19 protein-coding genes are annotated in these 19,391 nt (G+C 38.2%); 8 read left to right on the top strand and 11 right to left on the bottom strand.

Going from position 1 to position 19,391, the window contains the following annotated elements; translation table 11 throughout:
* Nucleotides 1-134: 134 nt before the first annotated feature.
* Nucleotides 135-764, top strand: a complete 630-nt coding sequence (gene rsmG / locus ABI125_04570) for a 16S rRNA (guanine(527)-N(7))-methyltransferase RsmG (GenBank protein ID XCF07129.1) — start codon at nucleotides 135-137, stop codon at nucleotides 762-764.
* 146 nt (nucleotides 765-910) lie between these two features.
* On the opposite strand, the gene ABI125_04575 is transcribed toward rsmG, so the two are convergent.
* The 10 genes from ABI125_04575 to metK all read right to left on the bottom strand — a co-directional run bounded on the left by ABI125_04575 (nucleotide 911) and on the right by metK (nucleotide 8,377).
* Entirely contained in the window at nucleotides 911-1,867 is a 957-nt protein-coding gene (locus ABI125_04575; protein ID XCF07130.1) for a tetratricopeptide repeat protein, read from the bottom strand.
* 193 nt (nucleotides 1,868-2,060) lie between these two features.
* Nucleotides 2,061-2,885 (bottom strand): carcinine hydrolase/isopenicillin-N N-acyltransferase family protein, encoded by an 825-nt coding sequence (locus ABI125_04580; protein ID XCF07131.1) that lies wholly within the window; start codon nucleotides 2,883-2,885, stop codon nucleotides 2,061-2,063.
* Between the two features lie 108 nt (nucleotides 2,886-2,993).
* Nucleotides 2,994-3,296 carry a VOC family protein gene (locus tag ABI125_04585; protein XCF07132.1) on the bottom strand — a complete coding sequence of 101 codons (303 nt, stop codon included), beginning with the start codon at nucleotides 3,294-3,296 and terminating at the stop codon, nucleotides 2,994-2,996.
* A 28-nt stretch (nucleotides 3,297-3,324) separates the two neighbouring features.
* On the bottom strand, nucleotides 3,325-3,642 hold the full coding sequence (locus ABI125_04590) for a DUF1330 domain-containing protein (protein ID XCF07133.1): 318 nt from the start codon (nucleotides 3,640-3,642) through the stop codon (nucleotides 3,325-3,327).
* 87 nt (nucleotides 3,643-3,729) lie between these two features.
* The gene (locus ABI125_04595; GenBank protein XCF07134.1) at nucleotides 3,730-4,269 is read right to left on the bottom strand and encodes an NAD(P)H-dependent oxidoreductase; all 540 of its coding nucleotides are present in this window, start codon (nucleotides 4,267-4,269) and stop codon (nucleotides 3,730-3,732) included.
* Between the two features lies 1 nt (nucleotide 4,270).
* On the bottom strand, nucleotides 4,271-4,726 hold the full coding sequence (locus ABI125_04600) for a DoxX family protein (protein ID XCF07135.1): 456 nt from the start codon (nucleotides 4,724-4,726) through the stop codon (nucleotides 4,271-4,273).
* Nucleotides 4,727-4,734: 8 nt separating this feature from the next.
* Nucleotides 4,735-5,388 (bottom strand): hypothetical protein, encoded by a 654-nt coding sequence (locus tag ABI125_04605; GenBank protein XCF07136.1) that lies wholly within the window; start codon nucleotides 5,386-5,388, stop codon nucleotides 4,735-4,737.
* Nucleotides 5,389-5,441: 53 nt separating this feature from the next.
* Nucleotides 5,442-5,942, bottom strand: a complete 501-nt coding sequence (locus tag ABI125_04610) for a Crp/Fnr family transcriptional regulator (protein XCF07137.1) — start codon at nucleotides 5,940-5,942, stop codon at nucleotides 5,442-5,444.
* Nucleotides 5,943-6,288: 346 nt separating this feature from the next.
* Nucleotides 6,289-6,843 (bottom strand): PH domain-containing protein, encoded by a 555-nt coding sequence (locus ABI125_04615; GenBank protein ID XCF07138.1) that lies wholly within the window; start codon nucleotides 6,841-6,843, stop codon nucleotides 6,289-6,291.
* 280 nt (nucleotides 6,844-7,123) lie between these two features.
* Complete coding sequence (metK, locus tag ABI125_04620; protein XCF07139.1) at nucleotides 7,124-8,377, bottom strand: methionine adenosyltransferase; 1,254 nt, start codon at nucleotides 8,375-8,377, stop codon at nucleotides 7,124-7,126.
* 859 nt (nucleotides 8,378-9,236) lie between these two features.
* Between metK and ilvD the strand changes: the two genes are divergently transcribed.
* The 7 genes from ilvD to azu all read left to right on the top strand — a co-directional run bounded on the left by ilvD (nucleotide 9,237) and on the right by azu (nucleotide 18,513).
* Nucleotides 9,237-10,922, top strand: a complete 1,686-nt coding sequence (gene ilvD, locus ABI125_04625; protein ID XCF07140.1) for a dihydroxy-acid dehydratase — start codon at nucleotides 9,237-9,239, stop codon at nucleotides 10,920-10,922.
* Nucleotides 10,923-10,974: 52 nt separating this feature from the next.
* The gene (ilvB, locus tag ABI125_04630; GenBank protein ID XCF07141.1) at nucleotides 10,975-12,708 is read left to right on the top strand and encodes a biosynthetic-type acetolactate synthase large subunit; all 1,734 of its coding nucleotides are present in this window, start codon (nucleotides 10,975-10,977) and stop codon (nucleotides 12,706-12,708) included.
* A 115-nt stretch (nucleotides 12,709-12,823) separates the two neighbouring features.
* Nucleotides 12,824-13,357, top strand: coding sequence for an acetolactate synthase small subunit (gene ilvN, locus ABI125_04635; GenBank protein XCF07142.1), 534 nt, complete (start codon nucleotides 12,824-12,826; stop codon nucleotides 13,355-13,357).
* Between the two features lie 25 nt (nucleotides 13,358-13,382).
* A complete protein-coding gene (gene ilvC / locus ABI125_04640; GenBank protein ID XCF07143.1) occupies nucleotides 13,383-14,858 on the top strand; it encodes a ketol-acid reductoisomerase in 1,476 nt (491 codons plus the stop codon).
* A gap of 100 nt (nucleotides 14,859-14,958) precedes the next feature.
* The gene (gene ilvA, locus ABI125_04645; protein XCF07144.1) at nucleotides 14,959-16,218 is read left to right on the top strand and encodes a threonine ammonia-lyase IlvA; all 1,260 of its coding nucleotides are present in this window, start codon (nucleotides 14,959-14,961) and stop codon (nucleotides 16,216-16,218) included.
* A 179-nt stretch (nucleotides 16,219-16,397) separates the two neighbouring features.
* Nucleotides 16,398-17,990: an NADP-dependent glyceraldehyde-3-phosphate dehydrogenase gene (locus tag ABI125_04650; GenBank protein ID XCF07145.1), complete on the top strand. Its 1,593-nt coding sequence runs from the start codon at nucleotides 16,398-16,400 to the stop codon at nucleotides 17,988-17,990.
* A 16-nt stretch (nucleotides 17,991-18,006) separates the two neighbouring features.
* Nucleotides 18,007-18,513: an azurin gene (gene azu / locus ABI125_04655; protein ID XCF07146.1), complete on the top strand. Its 507-nt coding sequence runs from the start codon at nucleotides 18,007-18,009 to the stop codon at nucleotides 18,511-18,513.
* A 59-nt stretch (nucleotides 18,514-18,572) separates the two neighbouring features.
* Here the strand turns inward: azu and ABI125_04660 are convergent, their stop codons facing one another.
* Nucleotides 18,573-19,370, bottom strand: coding sequence for a DUF1080 domain-containing protein (locus ABI125_04660; GenBank protein ID XCF07147.1), 798 nt, complete (start codon nucleotides 19,368-19,370; stop codon nucleotides 18,573-18,575).
* Between the last annotated feature and the right edge of the window lie 21 nt (nucleotides 19,371-19,391).

The following is a 19,391-nucleotide window of genomic DNA, read 5'->3' on the forward strand; positions in this document are numbered from 1 at the left end:
TAATATGATTAATTTTTTTAATTTGATTGATCATACCCGGAGGGCAAAGATAGGTATAAACCCAATTAAGTTGTAACGAATTTTTGTAAAAATATGTATTTAAAAACCATATTTTTGTTGAAAATTTAACATCGATGGACCTTATTTTAAAGTATTTTCCAAATCTTACCGAAAAGCAGATTGAGCAGTTTAAAAAGTTGGAATTGCTTTACCAAGATTGGAATTTAAAAATAAACGTGGTATCGCGTAAAGATATTGACGAACTGTACTTAAGGCACGTGCTGCACTCACTGGGCATTGCCAAGGTATTAAGCTTTAAATCGGGTTCAAAAATATTGGATGTAGGCACCGGTGGCGGATTTCCCGGTGTGCCGCTGGCCATTTTGTACCCCGAATGTTCGTTCCATTTAGTGGATAGCATCGCCAAAAAACTGAAGGTGGTCGATGAGGTGGTTGATGGGCTAGGGCTTACCAATGTAAAAACCACACACAGTAGAGTAGAGGATACCGACGGGCAATACGATTTTATTGTGAGCCGTGCCGTGGCGGCCATGCCCACTTTTGTACGTTGGGTAAAGGGTAAAATAGCCAAAGAACAACGCCACGAACTTAAAAATGGTATTCTGTATTTAAAAGGAGGCGATTTAACCGAAGAACTTCAAGATTACCGCACCACGACCATTTACAATTTAAGCGATTTTTATACCGAAGATTTTTTTGAAACCAAAAAAGTGGTGCATTTGCCTTTGAAATATAAAGGGTAAGCTTTTGTTGTGCGATAGCGAGGGAATCTGTTGAATTAATGCTTTGATTTATGAGATTGCCACACTTCGACTGCGCTCAGTGCAGGCTGTATCCGCTTGCAATGACACGAGAGTGTTCCCTAAATTAAAGTTTCCGTTCAGAAAGTTTATAATTTAGCAATCAGCCCAATATTGTTACTGAAATAATAATATTGGTTTTGAAACCAATACGTATTGCTATAAGGTTCAATGGTATTAACATCCTGCGGAATGGAAAGAATGTCGTTGGCACGCTTAAAATTCGTTTTGGCATTCTCAACATCTTTTAATTTGTAGTACGAAATGGCCAAGCCCAAGTGGGCATCAAAATCGTTGGCATCAAAGGCGATGGCTTTTTTAAAATCTGAAATGGCATCCGTAAATTTTCCCAACATTAAATGCGAAGCCCCACGGTAAAAATAAGCAAAAGCGTGGTTGCTGTTTAAACGGATGGCTTTGTTCAGGTCGTCGTTGGCCTGTTGGTAATATTTAATGTCCATATAAAATGCTCCACGGTTGTAAAAGGCATCGGCCGAAGGTTCAATATAAATCGCCGTACTATAATCTTGGGCTGCTTTTTCGTAGTTTTCCAAAGCGCGGTAGGCCGCAGCACGAAGTATGTAAGTGTTGGGCTGGTTGGGCACTTTTTTAATCACGGTGTTAAAATCCTTAATCGCTTCCTCGTATTCGCCCAACTCAAACTTTACGCAAGCCAAGCTATACAGGGCGTCAATAAAACTGTCGTCCAACATATAGGCTTTGGCATAGTCTTCCTTGGCTCCGGTAAAATCCTTTATGCTAAATCGGGAGTTGCCCCGGTTGTAATAGGTGTCGGCATCGGGGGCTTCCACGATGATTTTTGAGTAATCGACAATAGCGCCGCCGTAATCGCCCATATCGTTTTTGGCCAAGGCACGGTAAAAATAAGCGTCCCAGTTTTTGGGGTCTAAAGCTATGGCTTGGGTAAGGAGTTCTATTTTTTCGTTGGAATTGTTGCTGCGTTTGGCCTGCCTCAATAATTTATTGGCTTGCGCAAACCCGATAAACGGAACGATAATAAGTAGGAGAAGGATTTTGTTTTTCATAGCGGTAAAGCAACAAATAATGTGCCGTATTTTTCGGAACTAAATTTAGTGATTTTTTTGGATAGTGATTTGTTGCTTTGTAGTTTTTGATATGGGATTTTAAAAACAAAAACGCCCTAAAATGGGCATTTTTATTTCAAGTTTTTACGAAATTATGGACTTGTGCAACGTTACCATTGTTGGCAGTTTGTTGTTATTCCTTAAGTTTAATTTTTTGCCGTTTTGATTTGGTAAACTCCTTGTTTAAATCAAGTTGTATTATGTTTTTATTACTCAATTTATAGGATAGAAAAAATTTGTTGTCTGTAATATCAATAAATGAGGTATAAACTGTTCCTCCACTTCTTCCGTTCTCAAGTTCTCTTGCTGGTTGTCCGGCTTGTCCGAAAGTATTCCCAACTTTTAAAAGGTTGATTTCGTCTCCATGGTCTTCAAGTTCCGAAATCCTGTTTTCAATGCTCTCATAGCGATGGCAAGGATAATTGCCTGCTTCTGGTTCAGACAAGAGATAATTGGTCATAATCAATTTGTTATCCTTAATCCAATGAAGTTTTCTTTTACCATCTACCCATTCAACTACAACTGCTTTTCCCGTTTTATCTCCGAACATCATATGACTATTGTTCAACGCTATTTTCTCACTTTCCAAAAATTTCAATGCTTCGTCAACTGTTGCGCAATTCGCTAAAATTTTGTCTCCCAAGTTGTTTTTTGGGTTTTCGTATCCTTTGATTCGCTGTTGTTCAGGTGTAACGGCAGCATCAAAAAAGAGTCCTTTTTCATTAATGCCTCCTTGTGCGAACTTGTCCCATCCGTACCATAATCTTGCAAATTTGTTTTTTGACTTTGGTTCAATTTGAATGTACGCATCCACGTCCAAAAAGTAATCTTCACTATTAACAGCATATATTTTCCCTGTTGCTGAATCAATGTAATAAAGTACCGAACAAGCTGTTGATATTTCGGGTGTCATTAAAATTCCGAATAACATTATTAGTAATAATCTAAATCTTTTCATTCTTCTTTTGTTGCGTTAGAACATGAATACATCTTCCAATTGTTGAGTATATTTAACTATACCAATTTCTGTTCCATTTGGGGTTTCAATGGCAAAATGTCTTTCTCCCTAAGGTTTGTCTCTTAAATCTACCTTTATTTCAGCTCTCTTGGTTTTTATTTTTTCATATATTTTGTCAACACCGTCAGCCTTAATAGTTAGGTGCATTCCTTCTCCTCGAAAAGGTTTATGAAAAAAAGGTTGTTGAGTTGGGTGATTTGGTAAAAGAAAACTCAATGTATCTTTTCTATTAGGTGTTTTAAGAAGAAGATAAAATTCATTTTCAAATTTGATTTTAAACTCTAAGTTCTCCTTATAAAATGCCTTTGTTTCTGAGAGTTTTGTAGTCAATATTCCAGCGTTTAATCTCATAGCTGCCAATTTATATTTTGTTTTAGAATTAATAAGATTCCATTATTACAGCATTAAATTCACCTGATGAATGCCTTAGCGCTTTTAATGTTTTATAATCTTTAGAATCGTACCATTCATTAGCCTGTTCTAAACTAGGAAATTTAATCATTACCAAAGATTTGGGTTTCCATTGGCCTTCTAGGGTTTTTGGTTTTCCTGCAACAATGTATTTTCCACCAAATTTCTCTACAATAGTGGACACGCTTTTCTTATACGTATCAAATTTTACAGAATCTGTAATTTTTACGTTTTCGAATAAACAATACACAGGTTTTGCTTTTTTTGAGGTGCATGAAGCTGACATTATCATAGTACTTATAGCTAATAGGACGAAAAGGAAGTGGAATATAGTTCTTAAATTCATGAAATATAGTTTTTGATTATCGCTATCCTATTTATCATTCAAAACTTTTTCAAATAAATGGATTTTATCAATCAATTCTAGTTTTAATTCGATATTAGTAATTTGATTTTCTAAAAAAGTATCATAGAAGTTAGGTAATGAAAAAACTTCAATTACATTACCTCCTAAAAACGGAAAATAGGTTTTGGCAGATTCTAAAACAATGGTTCCACCTCTAGCACCTGGAGAAGTTGCCAAAAGCAATATGGGTTTATCTTTCCATACTTTGATATCAATTCTGGACATCCAGTCTAGGGCGTTTTTGAAAGCGACCGTGTAAGAACCATTATGTTCTGCTAATGCTATAACTAACCCATCTACACTTTCTATTTGTTTACTTAGTTTTACTGCATTCTCAGGAATTCCATGTGCCGTTTCGTAATCAATTCCATAAAGCGGTAATTCAAAATCATTTAAATCTATACTGTTTACCTCTGCATTTTCAATTTTGTTAGCCGCATGAATAGCCAGCGTCTTATTTATGGAGTTTTTACTATTACTTCCTCCTAATGCTATTATTTTTTTCATCTTATTTTTTGTTTAAGTATTTTAAAATTTGATTGTCTACTGAAAGTTTACCGGCACCATTTATTACCGCAGTAATTGCTAATCCAATAATTAGGAGCGAGTATTCATAGCCTTCTCCTTTTTGAGCACCAAACCAATTCATAAAAAATCCATGCTCAAATTGTGCTGTAAAAATGATCCCTATGAATAAAAATACTATAGCTAATGACCAAACTCTGGTAGCACAACCTAGGATTAAGAAAATTGCCCCAAAAAACTCTATTATGATAACCAAAAAGGCTATGATTGATGGAAGTTGCATTTGATGGGTTAAAGCATCCATAGTTGCGGTATATCCATACCCGCCAAATAGCCCCAACATTTTTTGTGCACCATGAGGAAATAAGACTAAACCTAGTGTTAAACGAGAAATTAATTGCCCCCAATTTTCATTTGTTTTTAAAATTTTACGTATCATTTTTATGTTTATTTGTTAATGAATATTTTTCTAACAAAAAGCCCTATCGAGGTTTTTGTAATTGGTGTTTTGCCGTATTGGTCAAAATCAACAGCTAAACCAAATTGTGTTGACTTCAAGGAAAGTCCTGTTCTTACTTGCTGAAAACTTCTTGCGTGTGTTGAAAATTTATCCCAGTGGGTAAGCATTAGAACACTAAATAATGTGTTCCAATCGTTTTTTAAAGGTTGAAGAAATTGCATTTGAAGGAACAACTCTCCATTAATAAAATTAGTTAACTCCATATGAGCGATAGAAGGAATAGCAGCTATCGAAAAACGTTTTGTTTTTGTAGAAAAGAATACAGAGATTCTTTCAGAAAAACCTGCAACACTATTATAATATAGAGAAGGACCTATAGCAAAGGATTTACTAAAATTCCAAAGCGCAGTTGTTTGCACACCCAGCTCATCAAAAACTTCATTTTCTTTTTCATGATACTTTTGAAAAAAAGCCAAAGTTGCTATGGAAAATATTTTCTTATCGTCTATTGGTCGAATTGAGAAAGAAGTAAAATCGGTTTTCGCAATTCCAGAAGCAAATTCTAATTGTGCGATTTGGGCGCATATCTTTTGACTAAAAATCAAAAGAAAGAGCATTAAAATAGCATTTGTTTTTTTCATCCTACAAAGAACATGCTACTTGTAGTAGAGAAAAATAATGTACATTAAGAAAATTACATCGAGGCCATTTTTTTTCGCAATACACTCAAAAATTCTGGAGTAACCCCTAAGTATGCAGCAATGTTTTTTTGAGAAATTCGATGAATTAAAGTTGGATATTTTTTTATAAAATTATGAAAACGCTCTTCGGCGTTTAATGAAATGTTCTGGTCAGATTGTTGGATGTATGACACCAAGGACCTTTGATATAAGATTCTATAAAAACGCTCAAATTTTGGTATTTTTTCAAACAGTAAATCAAAATTTTCTTTTGACATTAATAGCACTTCAGAATCTTCAAGTGCTTGTATAAAATAATTCCCTGGTTTTTGGGTTAAGAAACTTGCCATATCTCCAGACCACCAATCTTTAATAGCAAACATAGATATGTGTTCAGAACCACTATCGTCTATTTTATAGATTTTTAGGCAGCCTTTGGTGGTAAAATAATCATACCGTGCAATTTCTCCTTGTCTTAGTAAAAACTCTTTTTTCTTGAGTTTTTTCTCTGTCAACAACGAGGTGTATAAAGCTTGTTCTTCTGTGTTTAAATCTATAAACCGACTAATGTTTTTTAATATTAATTGGTAGTTCATTATTAATTTTATGGTCGATTTGAACTTTTATATTTTCTAACATAGCTCTTCCTTTATTAAAGAACTCTAATGTCAAATATGGTTAATTTTTTTTAACTTTAAAATTATGTAGCCTTTATTCAGGACGGGTAAAAATGACGCACACAGGTCTCGTTATGTTTCCGTTGCGTGAAAATCCGCGAGGATTTTCCGCCGTAAACCGAAGATAGCAAATTTGCGAGGACTTTCCGAAAGGAAAGTTAGAATTAATGAACTATAGACGGTGTTAGCACACGTTTTTATTTTCTTTGTAATTCAATTTTTGGCTGTAAACTTTTCTAACATTAGGTATCAAATCCAACTGTGGATTTACTTTCACACCAGGCCACCAATTCATTCCATTTCCCCAAATCATAATTGGGTTCTTTGGTCCAAAGGAAATAGTTCCACTCCCATCATTCTTTTCAGAATATTCAATATCAGACAAAGTTTTAATGTTTAGAGATTTTACTTTTTTAGATGTAATTCCAGATTTGATTATTATTCTATTTTCTGTCAGTCCGTAAGTAGTATTTTCACGTTGTTTAGAGTCAATTATGAATCTGCCGAAAACAAAAATCAGTCCGACAATTACAAACGGAATTCCAAACAAAGCAAATATTCCAGCTTGGGAAGCCATTATTACCCAAAAAATTGCAAATCCGCACCATAGAACACTAAAAGGGATTAAAAATATGTCTGCTTGTCTGAATATAATTCTACTTTTCGGTTTACCAGTCCCCAATAGATTTTCGTCATTCTCAAGATGTGGTCTTAGTTCAGATTGTAAATTTTGTCTCACAATTTTTGTCAAATCTGTGCTAACAATTGGCTAAAACCAATTGCGTTTAGCTCCATTCTATTTGTTCCGGCAGTAGTTAAAAAACATTACGAAATTAGAATTATATAATGAAGAGGCGGTTTTTAAAAGTAATAAATTAACGTAATGGGGGAGGTGTGACGTTGTAATCTCATTATCAGAGACTAGAATTTTAAAGATTTCAACCTCGCTTTTGTAGTCGCTCCTCGGAATGACGACCTTACTTTTTAAACCGCCTCTTAAACTTTATGAGCATTGGGATTTAGAGCCCAAATGCTTTTTTAATGGTATCAACGTAATCCAGTTTTTCCCAAGTAAACAGTTCCACATCCAAAGTGATGCTTTCGCCATTAGGTTGCGAAAAGGTTTTGGAGACGGTTTCGTTTGTGCGCCCCATGTGGCCGTAAGCAGCGGTTTCGCTGTACATAGGTGAACGCAGTTTTAAACGCTCCTCAATAGCAAACGGACGCATATCGAAAATTTCAGATACTTTTTTGGCAATATCGCCATTGCTCAAATCCACTTTGCTGGTGCCGTAAGTGTCGATAAAAATTCCCATAGGCTCTACCACGCCAATAGCGTAACTTACTTGAACCAAAACTTCATCGGCCACACCGGCAGCCACCAAGTTTTTGGCAATGTGGCGCGTAGCGTAAGCGGCACTTCTATCTACTTTACTCGGGTCTTTTCCAGAGAATGCACCCCCACCGTGGGCCCCTTTTCCGCCGTAAGTATCCACAATAATTTTACGTCCGGTTAACCCGGTATCGCCATGCGGACCGCCAATTACGAATTTCCCCGTGGGGTTGATGTGGTATTTTATATCGCTGTTGAATAACTTTTGAATGCCTTCGGGTAACTTGGCAACCACACGCGGAATTAAAATCTCCACAATATCTTTTCTGATTTTTGCCAACATGGTCTCATCATCGGCAAAATCGTCGTGTTGTGTAGACACCACAATCGCATCGATGCGCTGTGGTACGTTATCATCACTATATTCAATGGTTACCTGGCTTTTGCTATCGGGACGTAAATAGGTGATGTCCTTATTTTCGCGACGCAACGCCGAAAGTTCCTTTAAAATCCTATGTGACAAATCTAAAGCCAAAGGCATGTAATTTTCGGTTTCGTTGGTGGCGTAACCAAACATCATCCCTTGGTCGCCGGCACCTTGTTCTTCCTTGCTACCGCGATCTACCCCTTGGTTAATGTCTTCCGATTGCTCGTGGATGGCCGAAAATACCCCGCACGAATTGCCATCAAACATATATTCGCCTTTGGTGTAGCCAATACTGTTAATGGTATCCCTCGCAATTTTTTGAACATCTAAATAGGTGGTCGATTTTACCTCTCCAGCAAGTACTACCTGCCCTGTGGTTACCAAGGTTTCGCAGGCTACTTTCGAGTCGGTATCGAAAGCTAAAAAGTTATCGATTAACGCATCGCTAATTTGGTCTGCTATTTTGTCTGGATGCCCTTCAGAAACACTTTCCGAAGTGAATAAATAAGCCATAATATTGTATTTTATTGCAAGATTTGACGGAAAACGTCGAAGGAAGTTCGCACTGCCTTTAGCATTTTTCATGCCGTACTTGATACGGCATCTCATCTTCGAAATTATCGAATCTGAAAGAGGTTGCAATCAGTCAAATCTTTCCTCTGTTTTTTTGATTGGGCAAAAGTATAAAAATTAAGTAAAACCGTTGTTAAAATTTTTCTTAAAAGGTGAAGCGATGTTTGTTTGGGTGGATTTGGCCGTTGTGAGTTGTAAAAACTCCTAAAATTGGTACTTAACTCAAAGTTGTCACACTGAGCGGAGTCGAAGTGTTATTTCAGAATTTAATTATAAAATGAAGGTTTATTGGCAACATGGGATGCTGAATCGAGTTCAGCATGACGAAAACGACGTGTTATGAAGAAAAGTAAACATTCAATTTTAAGGATTTCTTTTCAAAAAATTGGCTGTTACATTTTATTTGTAAATATTTGTACTTCCAAAAATGAGAAAACACGTTTTAAATATGGTCATTTCTACAGTCGGTGTCGTTATTGCGCATCGAAAGTAGGGCTGGTTTAATTAAACGAAAATATAAATTAAAGCCTTCCCAAATGTGAGGGCTTTTTTAATGCAATTTTTTTTCATTTTGGGCATCATAAAAATATTGCGTTAAACACCTGACAAACAGTTGTTTGAGTTTGTTTTCTGTGTTGTGGATTTAACCTGTAAATACAATACGGGGGTAAGATAAAGCAGCAATAAATTAATTTCGAAAACTGTTTAAGTGGGTTTTGTTGAAATTTTTGAAAAACCCTTAAAAATTTTAGAATATATCACTAATTCACGATTAAAATAAGAATTATTCATAATAAAAATGAAGGAACTTAATAAATATAGTAGAAGGTTAACTCAGGATGAATCGCAGCCCGCTTCGCAGGCCATGTTGTATGCCGTTGGTTTAACGGATGAAGATATGAACAAGGCCCAAGTAGGGATAGCTAGTACAGGTTACGATGGCAACCCATGTAACATGCATTTAAATAGGCTAAAGGATGAGGTGAAAATAGAGTGTAAGATTGCCAATTTAGTAGGTTTAGGCTTTAACACTATTGGAGTGAGTGACGGTATTTCTATGGGTACTTCTGGGATGAACTACTCGTTGGCGTCGCGAGATATTATTGCCGATTCTATTGAAACCGTAATGAATGCACAAAGTTACGATGCGTTGATTTCTATTGTAGGTTGCGATAAAAATATGCCGGGTGCCGTTATTGCTATGTTGCGTTTAAACCGTCCTTCAATTATGATGTACGGCGGAACGATTGCTTCTGGAAATTATAATGGAAAAAAATTAAATATTGTTTCGGCTTTTGAAGCTTTGGGACAAAAAGTAGCGGGTGAGATTGACGAAGACGAATACCGCGAAATTATTAAAAGAGCCATTCCTGGGGCTGGTGCTTGCGGTGGAATGTATACCGCCAACACCATGGCGTCGGCTATAGAGTGTATGGGCTTTGCTTTGCCTTATAACTCGTCTATTCCAGCTGAAAACCCAAATAAATTATCGGAAGCCGAGCGCCATGCGATTGCTATTAAAAAGCTGTTGGAATTGGATTTGAAACCTTTGGATATCATTTCAAAAAAATCCATTGAAAATGCCATCGCTTTAGTGAATGCTTTAGGCGGGTCGACCAACGCGGTATTGCACTTTTTGGCCATTGCCCATGCGGCCGATATTGAATTTACTTTAGAGGATTTTCAGCGTGTAAGCGACAGAACACCGCTTATTGCCGATTTAAAGCCTAGCGGAAAATATTTAATGGAAGATGTTCACGGTATTGGTGGAACACCGGCCGTGATGAAATATCTTTTGGATAATGGCTATTTGCACGGTGATTGTATGACGGTTACGGGTAAAACCTTAGCTGAAAACTTGGCGGATGTAGAGCCTTTGGAGTTTGAAGAAGATAGCCAAGATGTGATTTATCCAACCGATAAAGCATTGAAGACTTCTGGAAACCTACAAATCCTTTACGGAAACTTGGCCAGCGAAGGTGCTGTGGCAAAAATTTCTGGAAAGGAAGGATTGGTGTTTGAAGGTAAAGCCGTGGTTTACGATGGTGAACAAGCAGCGAATACAGGGATTTCGAATGGTGAAGTACAACGTGGTGATGTGGTCGTCATCAGGTACGTCGGCCCAAAAGGTGGTCCCGGTATGCCAGAAATGCTAAAACCAACCTCGTTGATTATGGGAGCTGGTTTAGGTAAATCGGTGGCCTTGATAACCGACGGACGTTTCTCTGGTGGTACGCACGGATTTGTAGTGGGGCACATCACGCCAGAAGCGCAAACCGGAGGGACTATTGGCTTAGTGAAAACTGGTGATAAAATTAGAATCAGTGCCGAGGACAACTCCATTAATGTGTTGATTTCAGATGAAGAAATGGCCAAAAGAAAAGCCGAATGGAAAGCGCCAGAGCTTAAACATAAAAAAGGTATTTTATACAAATACGCTAAATCGGTAGCATCAGCATCAAAAGGATGTGTTACCGATGCGTAAAAATTGATTTTTTTCATTTCCGCGGAAGCGGGAATCTCAATAAAGTGTGACTATGAAAACACAAACCGCAGAAAAAACAAAAGAAGTGGCAAATAAAGTAGAACGTATTACAGGCGCCGAAGCCGTTATAAAAAGCTTGATAGCAGAAGGTGTGGATATTTTATATGGTTATCCGGGTGGAGCTATTATGCCTGTTTACGACGAGTTATATAAATTTCAAGATCAAATTCATCACGTATTAACGCGTCACGAGCAAGGTGCGGCACATGCAGCGCAAGGTTATGCGCGTATTTCGGGAAAGGTGGGGGTGGCCATGGCAACATCAGGGCCAGGTGCAACCAATTTAGTTACCGGAATTGCTGATGCGCAAATCGACTCCACGCCGTTGGTGTGTATTACGGGGCAGGTGGCTTCGCATTTATTGGGAAGTGATGCGTTTCAGGAAACCGACATTGTGGGTATTTCAACACCAGTAACCAAATGGAATTGCCAAGTAACCAATGCAGCCGATATTCCTGCAGCTTTGGCCAAGGCCTTTTATATCGCTAAAAGCGGAAGACCGGGACCGGTATTGGTAGATATTACCAAGAATGCACAGGTGTCTGAATTGGATTTTAAATATGAAAAATGTACTGGAGTTCGCAGTTATAAGCCGGTTCCAAAAACCAGTCCTGAAGCTGTTAAAGCCGCAGCTGAATTAATCAATAATGCCAAAAAACCCATGATTGTTTGGGGGCAAGGTGTTATTTTGGGAGAGGCTGAAGCCGAACTGAAAGCTGTTATCGAAAAATCTGGTGTGCCAGCGGCATGGACTATTTTAGGGGCATCGGCATTGCCAACATCACACCCATTAAACGTGGGTATGGTGGGGATGCATGGTAACTATGCGCCTAACAAATTAACCAACGAATGCGATGTGCTTATTGCTATTGGTATGCGTTTCGATGACCGTGTAACGGGGAATTTGGCAACCTATGCCAAGCAGGCCAAAGTGGTTCATTTTGATATCGACCCGGCCGAAATAGATAAAAACGTAAAAACCGATGTGGCCGTTTTAGGAAACTCGAAAGAGAGCTTGGCGATGTTGTTGGAGGCTTTAAATGAAAACAGTCACGAGGCGTGGTTGCAGGAGTTTAAAGATCTATACAAAATTGAGTTTGAAAAAGTCATTAAAGACGATTTGGAGCCGACCAAAGAAGGCTTGACTATGGGTGAGGTGCTTAAGCAAATCAACATAGAAAGTAAGGGGCAGGCAGCTATTGTTTCAGATGTGGGGCAGCACCAAATGATTGCGTGTCGTTATGCCGATTTTAACGTGACTAAAAGTAACATTACTTCAGGTGGTTTGGGTACCATGGGCTTTGCGCTTCCTGCTGCTATCGGAGCTAAAATGGCAGCGCCAGAGCGAGAGGTGGTTGCTATTATTGGCGACGGAGGTTATCAAATGAACATTCAGGAATTGGGTACCATTTTCCAAACCAAAGCAGCGGTTAAGATTGTAGTGCTTAACAACGAATTTTTAGGAATGGTACGCCAATGGCAGCAGTTATTTTTCGATAAGCGTTATGCTTCCACCGAAATGACCAACCCTAATTTTGTGGCGATTGCCGAGGGCTATTACATCAAAGCAAAACGCGTTACCAAGCGAGAGGAATTGGCCGATGCCGTTAAGGAAATGATGGCTTCAAAAGAGTCGTACTTCCTTGAGGTTTGTGTAGAGAAAGAAGATAACGTATTTCCAATGATACCTACGGGAGCATCGGTTTCTGATGTAAGATTAAGTTAATTGGAAAATAAGAAAACAGATAAAAGAATATAGAAACTAGAGATGGTGCAAGAGCTTTAAAGCAAGATTTAAACGTCTTTTCTCTTTCATCTTTTCTCTTTCATCTTTTTTAAAAATGAACGAAGACATAAAAACACTCACCATATCCGTTTATACCGAAAACAACATTGGTTTGTTGAACCGTATTTCGGCTATATTTCAAAGGAGACACATTAACATTGAAAGCTTAACCACCTCGCAGTCTGAAATTGATGGCGTAAACCGTTTTGTTATTGTAGTGAATATTACCGAAAGCCATGCTAAAAAAATCGTTAAGCAAATAGAAAAGCAGGTAGAAACGATTAAGGCTTATTACCATACCGATGAAGAGACTATCTTTACCGAGTCGTGTATGTTTAAGATCAAGTCGAGTTTGTTGTTTGACGAACCTCAAATTCAAAATATAATTAAAGAGAGCGATACCAGAATCGTTACCGTAAACCGCGAGTTTTTCGTTCTTGAAAAATCGGGCAGGCGCCACGAAATTGAAGCACTGCGTCGCGATTTGAACGTATTCGGTATCATGCAGTTTGTGCGCTCGGGCCGAATTGCGGTAACCAAAGATGAAATGAAAGTAACCGAATTGCTTAAGGCATTCAATAACCAATAATAGAATAATAACAATTAAAATTAAAATGGGAAATTATTTTAACACACTGTCGTTAAGAGACAAACTAGATCAATTATCGAAGTGTAGATTCATGGATACTTCTGAGTTTTCAGATGGAGTAAATGCATTAAAAGGAAAGAAAATTGTAATAGTAGGATGCGGTGCCCAAGGGTTAAACCAAGGGTTGAACATGAGGGATTCTGGATTGGATATTTCTTATGCATTGCGCGATGCTGCTATTTCAGAAAAGCGTGCTTCTTACGTTAATGCAACCGAAAACGGTTTTACAGTTGGTACTTACCAAGAATTGATTCCAACGGCCGATTTGGTGCTTAACCTTACGCCAGACAAGCAGCATACTAATGTGGTAAACGCGGTAATGCCTTTAATGAAAAAAGGAGCTACTTTGGCTTATTCCCATGGATTTAATATTGTTGAGGAAGGAATGCAAATTCGTGAAGACCTTACCGTAATCATGGTAGCGCCTAAGTCGCCAGGTTCTGAGGTTCGCGAAGAATATAAAAGAGGTTTTGGTGTACCAACCTTAATTGCGGTACACGAAGAAAACGATCCAGAAGGAAAAGGTTGGGCGCAAGCTAAAGCTTATGCCGTAGCTACTGGTGGTGATAGAGCGGGTGTTTTGGCATCGTCTTTTATTGCTGAGGTGAAGTCTGATTTAATGGGTGAGCAAACCATTCTTTGTGGATTGTTGCAAACTGGTTCTATCCTTTGTTTCGACAAAATGGTTGAAAAAGGTATCGAGCCTGGCTATGCTTCAAAATTAATCCAATACGGATGGGAAACCATTACTGAAGGATTGAAGTACGGTGGTGTAACCAACATGATGGACCGTTTGAGTAACCCTGCAAAAATCAAAGCTTTTGAATTAGCTGAAGAGTTGAAGGATATTATGCGTCCGTTGTTCCAAAAGCACATGGACGATATTATTGAAGGGGAGTTCTCTAAAGGCATGATGGAAGATTGGGCTAACGACGATAAGAAATTATTGGATTGGAGAGCTGCTACCGGAGAAACTGCTTTCGAAAAAACGCCTGCTGGAGATGCAGAAATTACAGAGCAAGAGTACTACGATAACGGTGTGTTGATGGTCGCTTTTGTAAAAGCAGGTGTAGAATTAGCTTTTGAAGCTATGGTAGATTCTGGAATTATCGATGCATCGGCTTACTACGAGTCATTGCACGAAACGCCACTTATCGCCAACACGATTGCTAGAAAGAAATTGTTCGAAATGAACCGTGTGATTTCTGATACAGCGGAGTACGGATGCTACTTGTTCGATCATGCTTGTAAGCCATTGTTGGCCGATTTTATGAAGAAAATCGATACCGACGTTATTGGTAAAGCATACGCTAAAGACAACGGAAAAGCAGTTGACAATGCTAAATTAATAGCGGTTAATAAGGCTTTGAGAAATCACCCTGTTGAAAAAGTAGGTGAGTTCCTTAGAGCTTCAATGACAGCTATGAAACCAATAGTATAAGCCATTAAAACAGACTAAACTAAACTAAATTTTGATGGTAAAACCTGTTGGATTTGTAAAGTCCAACAGGTTTTTTTTATGACTAAAAAAATCAAAAGCTATGGAAAGCCAAACTTATTTTCCAAAACTGGAAGACATAAAAAAAGCAGCCGAAACCATTAAGAACGTTTCGGAGGTAACTCCGTTAAGTAAAGGTTTGAGGTATTCAAAACAATTTGGTGCAGAAATTTATTTTAAGCGCGAAGATCTTCAGCAAGTACGTTCGTATAAAATTCGTGGGGCGTACAATAAAATAAGTTCGCTAACAAAAGAAGAAGCGCAAAATGGCGTAGTATGTGCCAGTGCGGGCAATCATGCTCAAGGTGTAGCGCTATCTTGCAAATTGTTGAAAATAAAAGGATCAATTTTTATGCCGGCACCAACGCCCAACCAAAAGGTGGAACAGGTAAAGATGTTTGGTGAAGATTTTATTGAGATCAAATTGGTGGGCGATACTTTTGACGATGCTAGTGAGGCGGCCATGAAGGAATGCAAAGAGCAAGGTAAAACCTTTATTCACCCTTTTGATGACAAAAGAGTGATTGAAGGGCAGGGCACGATAGGTTTGGAAATTATTGAGCAAACCCAAGTGCCGATTGATTATGTGTTCATCGCTATTGGTGGTGGTGGATTGGCATCTGGGTTGTCAACCGTGTTTAAGGAATTGTCGCCCAACACAAAAATTATTGGGGTTGAACCAGAAGGGGCGCCATCCATGAAAACGTCCATTGCAAACAACCAAAACATCGAACTCGAACATATTGAAAAATTTGTTGACGGCGCAGCGGTAAAACGGGTGGGCGATTTAAACTTTGTTATCTGTAAACAGAATCTCGACGACGTGATTACTGTTCCCGAAGGGAAGGTTTGCGAAACCATTCTCGAACTTTATAACAAAGATGCCATTGTAGTAGAACCGGCCGGAGCACTGAGTATTGCTGCTCTAGATTTTTATGCTGAAAAAATAAAAGGCAAAAATGTAGTTTGCGTGGTTAGCGGAAGCAATAATGATATTACCCGAACTCCCGAAATTAAAGAACGGGCCTTGCTTTATGCGAATCTGAAACATTATTTTATTGTGAATTTTCCGCAGCGTGCAGGAGCCTTAAAGGAATTTGTGGTAGATATTTTAGGAGAGAATGACGATATCACCTATTTTCAATATGCTAAAAAAACTAATCGGGAAAACGGTTCTGCGGTGGTGGGTGTGCAATTAAAATCATCCAACGATTTGGAGCCACTCATTGCTAAAATGAAAAAACGGAACTTTTACGGCGATTATTTAAATGACAAACCAGATTTGTTTCAGTTTTTGGTTTAGAATTTTAAAAGGATAGTTTGGTCGTAGCGTAATTATTTTCGCTTTATTGCTCATAATTCTCGAATTTTCAAACACAAATTCTGAGTAATTTTTCTTTACTTTGATGAGGTCAATAAAGGCATTTCAAATATTAGAATAAAACTGGCATTGGCAAAGGCTACTAACAAAAACAAAACACAATGAGCACAACAATCCAAGATATTCCGGAAGCATTTAAAATCGATTCTATTTATCACCAAAATACCTATTTGTCAGGTGGCGAGTTAAAACACTGGGAAGGCGATACGGCCGAGGTGTATTCTACCATTTCGTCAACTGAAAAGTACCGTCCAACCTTGTTGGGAACGGTGCCGCAGTTGGGAGAGGAAGAGGCTATGGATTCACTAAATTCAGCGGTCTCTGCCTACGATAACGGGAAAGGGTTGTGGCCTACCATGAAAGTGGTAGATCGTATTGCTTGTATGGAAAAATTCGTTAAGCAAATGAAAACCAAGCGTGATGAGGTAGTGAAATTCATTATGTGGGAAATTGGTAAAAACCTTCCTGATGCTGAAAAGGAATTTGACAGAACGGTCGATTATATTTATGATACTATAGAAGATTACAAACAATTAGATCGCGACTCTGCCAAGTTTCAGAAAAACTCTGGGGTTTATGCGCACATCCGTCGTGGACCGCTTGGGGTTGTTTTGTGTTTGGGGCCATACAATTATCCACTCAACGAAACCTTTACTTTGCTTATTCCAGCGTTGATGATGGGAAATACCGTAATTTTTAAACCCGCAAAATTAGGAGTTTTGCTTATTTCTCCGTTATTGGAGGCTTTTCAAAATAGCTTTCCAAAAGGTGTGGTAAACGTGATTTACGGCCGTGGCAGGGTGTTGGCAACACCTATTATGAAATCAGGAAAAGTTGATGTTTTAGCATTGATTGGCAACAGTAAATCGGCCAATGCTTTGCAAGCACAGCACCCAAAAGGAAATAGGCTTCGTATGGTTTTAGGGCTTGAAGCTAAAAACCCGGCTATTGTGTTGCCCGATGCCGATTTAGATTTAGCGGTTGAAGAATGCATTACGGGAACGCTGTCTTTTAACGGGCAACGTTGTACAGCTTTAAAAGTGGTGTATGTACACGAGTCGGTAGTTGAAGAATTCAACAGACGTTTTTCTTATAAAGTAGATCAATTAAAATTTGGAAACCCATGGGAGCCAGGAGTAAAATTAACACCACTACCAGAGGTGGAAAAGCCGGCATTTATTCAGGAGTTGATTGATGATGCATTAACAAAAGGTGCAAAAATATTAAACGACAAAGGGGGCAAGTTAACCGAGAATTTTATTTTTCCTGCGGTATTGTATCCGGTGAGTAAAGATATGCGCGTGTTTAAAGAGGAGCAATTCGGCCCGGTAATTCCGGTAGTGCCATTTTCGGATATTGACGAGCCTTTGGATGATATGGCTAGATCGGATTACGGACAGCAAGTGAGTTTGTTTGGAAAGAATGTTCAAACCCTGTCGCCGCTCATCGATACTTTGGTGAATTTAGTATGCCGTGTAAACCTAAACAGTTCGTGCCAACGCGGGCCGGATGTTTATCCGTTCACCGGAAGAAAAGATTCAGCTTTCGGAACACTGAGTGTACATGATGCGTTGCGTTCGTTTTCAATAAGAACTTTTGTCGCTTCAAAAGACAATGCTTACAACAATGCTATTCTTCAAGAATTATTGGAGCAAAAAACTTCTAATTTTATCAGTACTGATTATATTTTGTAATTAAAACCAATATTATATGTTCGTTTATAAATATTTTACGCTCTTACTGTTGGCTGTGTTTTTAGTGGCCTGCGGTAACAAAGACAAAGAGAAAAAAGAAAATTTTTCTTATGAAAAAACAATGGAAGCCCCGAAAGCAGCCTCCAGCAACCCTAACGATGTAGTTATAACAGGTAATGACGGCATGCAATTCAATAAAAAGCAAATCAGGGTTGAAGCTGGGAAAAAAGTAAAAATCACATTAAGGCACATTGGGAAAATGGACAAAAACGTGATGGGGCACAATTTTGTGTTATTGAAACAAGGGGTTGATGTGATGACCTTTGGGCCTAAAGCTGCTGCGTTTAAGGATAGTGAATATATTCCCGCTAATACTCAGGATGTGATTGCGCACACCAAGCTAATAGGTGGAGGTGAAACAGCAGTAATCGAATTCGATGCTCCCGAACCAGGAGTTTATGATTTTATTTGCAGTTTCCCTGGGCATTATGCGCTTATGAAAGGCAAATTTATTGTGGAGTAAAAGAATAAGATGTATTCTTAAAGGGGTTTAAACTCTCAGTATACTTGTACTGAGAGTTTTTACTTTAACTCTAATAGTTCAATATTCTTAAATTCTATAGGGTGGCTTTCGCTTTGCAATGAAATATAGCCCCCTTTTAAAGGTTGGTTTTCTTTTGGTTTCCACTTGTTTCCAGTATTAACGGCCTCTCCTCCAATATGGGGTTTGTTGTATGCTAATACTTCTTCTCCATTTATATAGTGCTTAATAATAGAGTCATTTCTCACTTCAATTTCAACATTTACCCATTGGTCGCCATGATAGGTTTTTGAAGACGATTTAATAATATGCTCTGTAACCAAAGAATCTTTGTAAAAAACGTGCGTACCAGGGGTACATAAATTTCCGGTGGAACGTTCATCTAGACCATTGCCTCCTAAAAGTTGTACCTCAATAGAAACTGGGAAGTTTTGGTTGAGTTCCATGCCTTTTGGGTCTTCACAATGAATCATAATACCACTATTTCTTAATGCCCAAGCTTTTCCTCCTGCAACTTGTTCTCCCGTAAAGCGATAATCCATTTTAAACTTGTAGTTGTTATATGGTGTTTTGTAGAAAAGATGCCCAAATGCGTTGTTGAAGGAATCGTAAGCTTTGTAGGAAACTTTTAATAGGCCATCTTCAACAATAAATGTATTCTTGTAATTATTACCGTATTCGTGCCCCATTATTTTTGGCGTCCATCCTTTTAAGTCTTTGCCGTTGAATATGGATTTCCATTCAGATTTGTTACTGGGGCCTTCTGATTTTTTCTTGCACGAAAGTGTAAAATAAAATACCAATAGAACGCATACAACTTTGATTAAAATAGATTTCATGTATGTTGTAGTTTATAAAGA

This window comes from Tamlana crocina, from assembly GCA_040429635.1.
Taxonomy (GTDB): domain Bacteria; phylum Bacteroidota; class Bacteroidia; order Flavobacteriales; family Flavobacteriaceae; genus Flavisericum; species Flavisericum crocinum.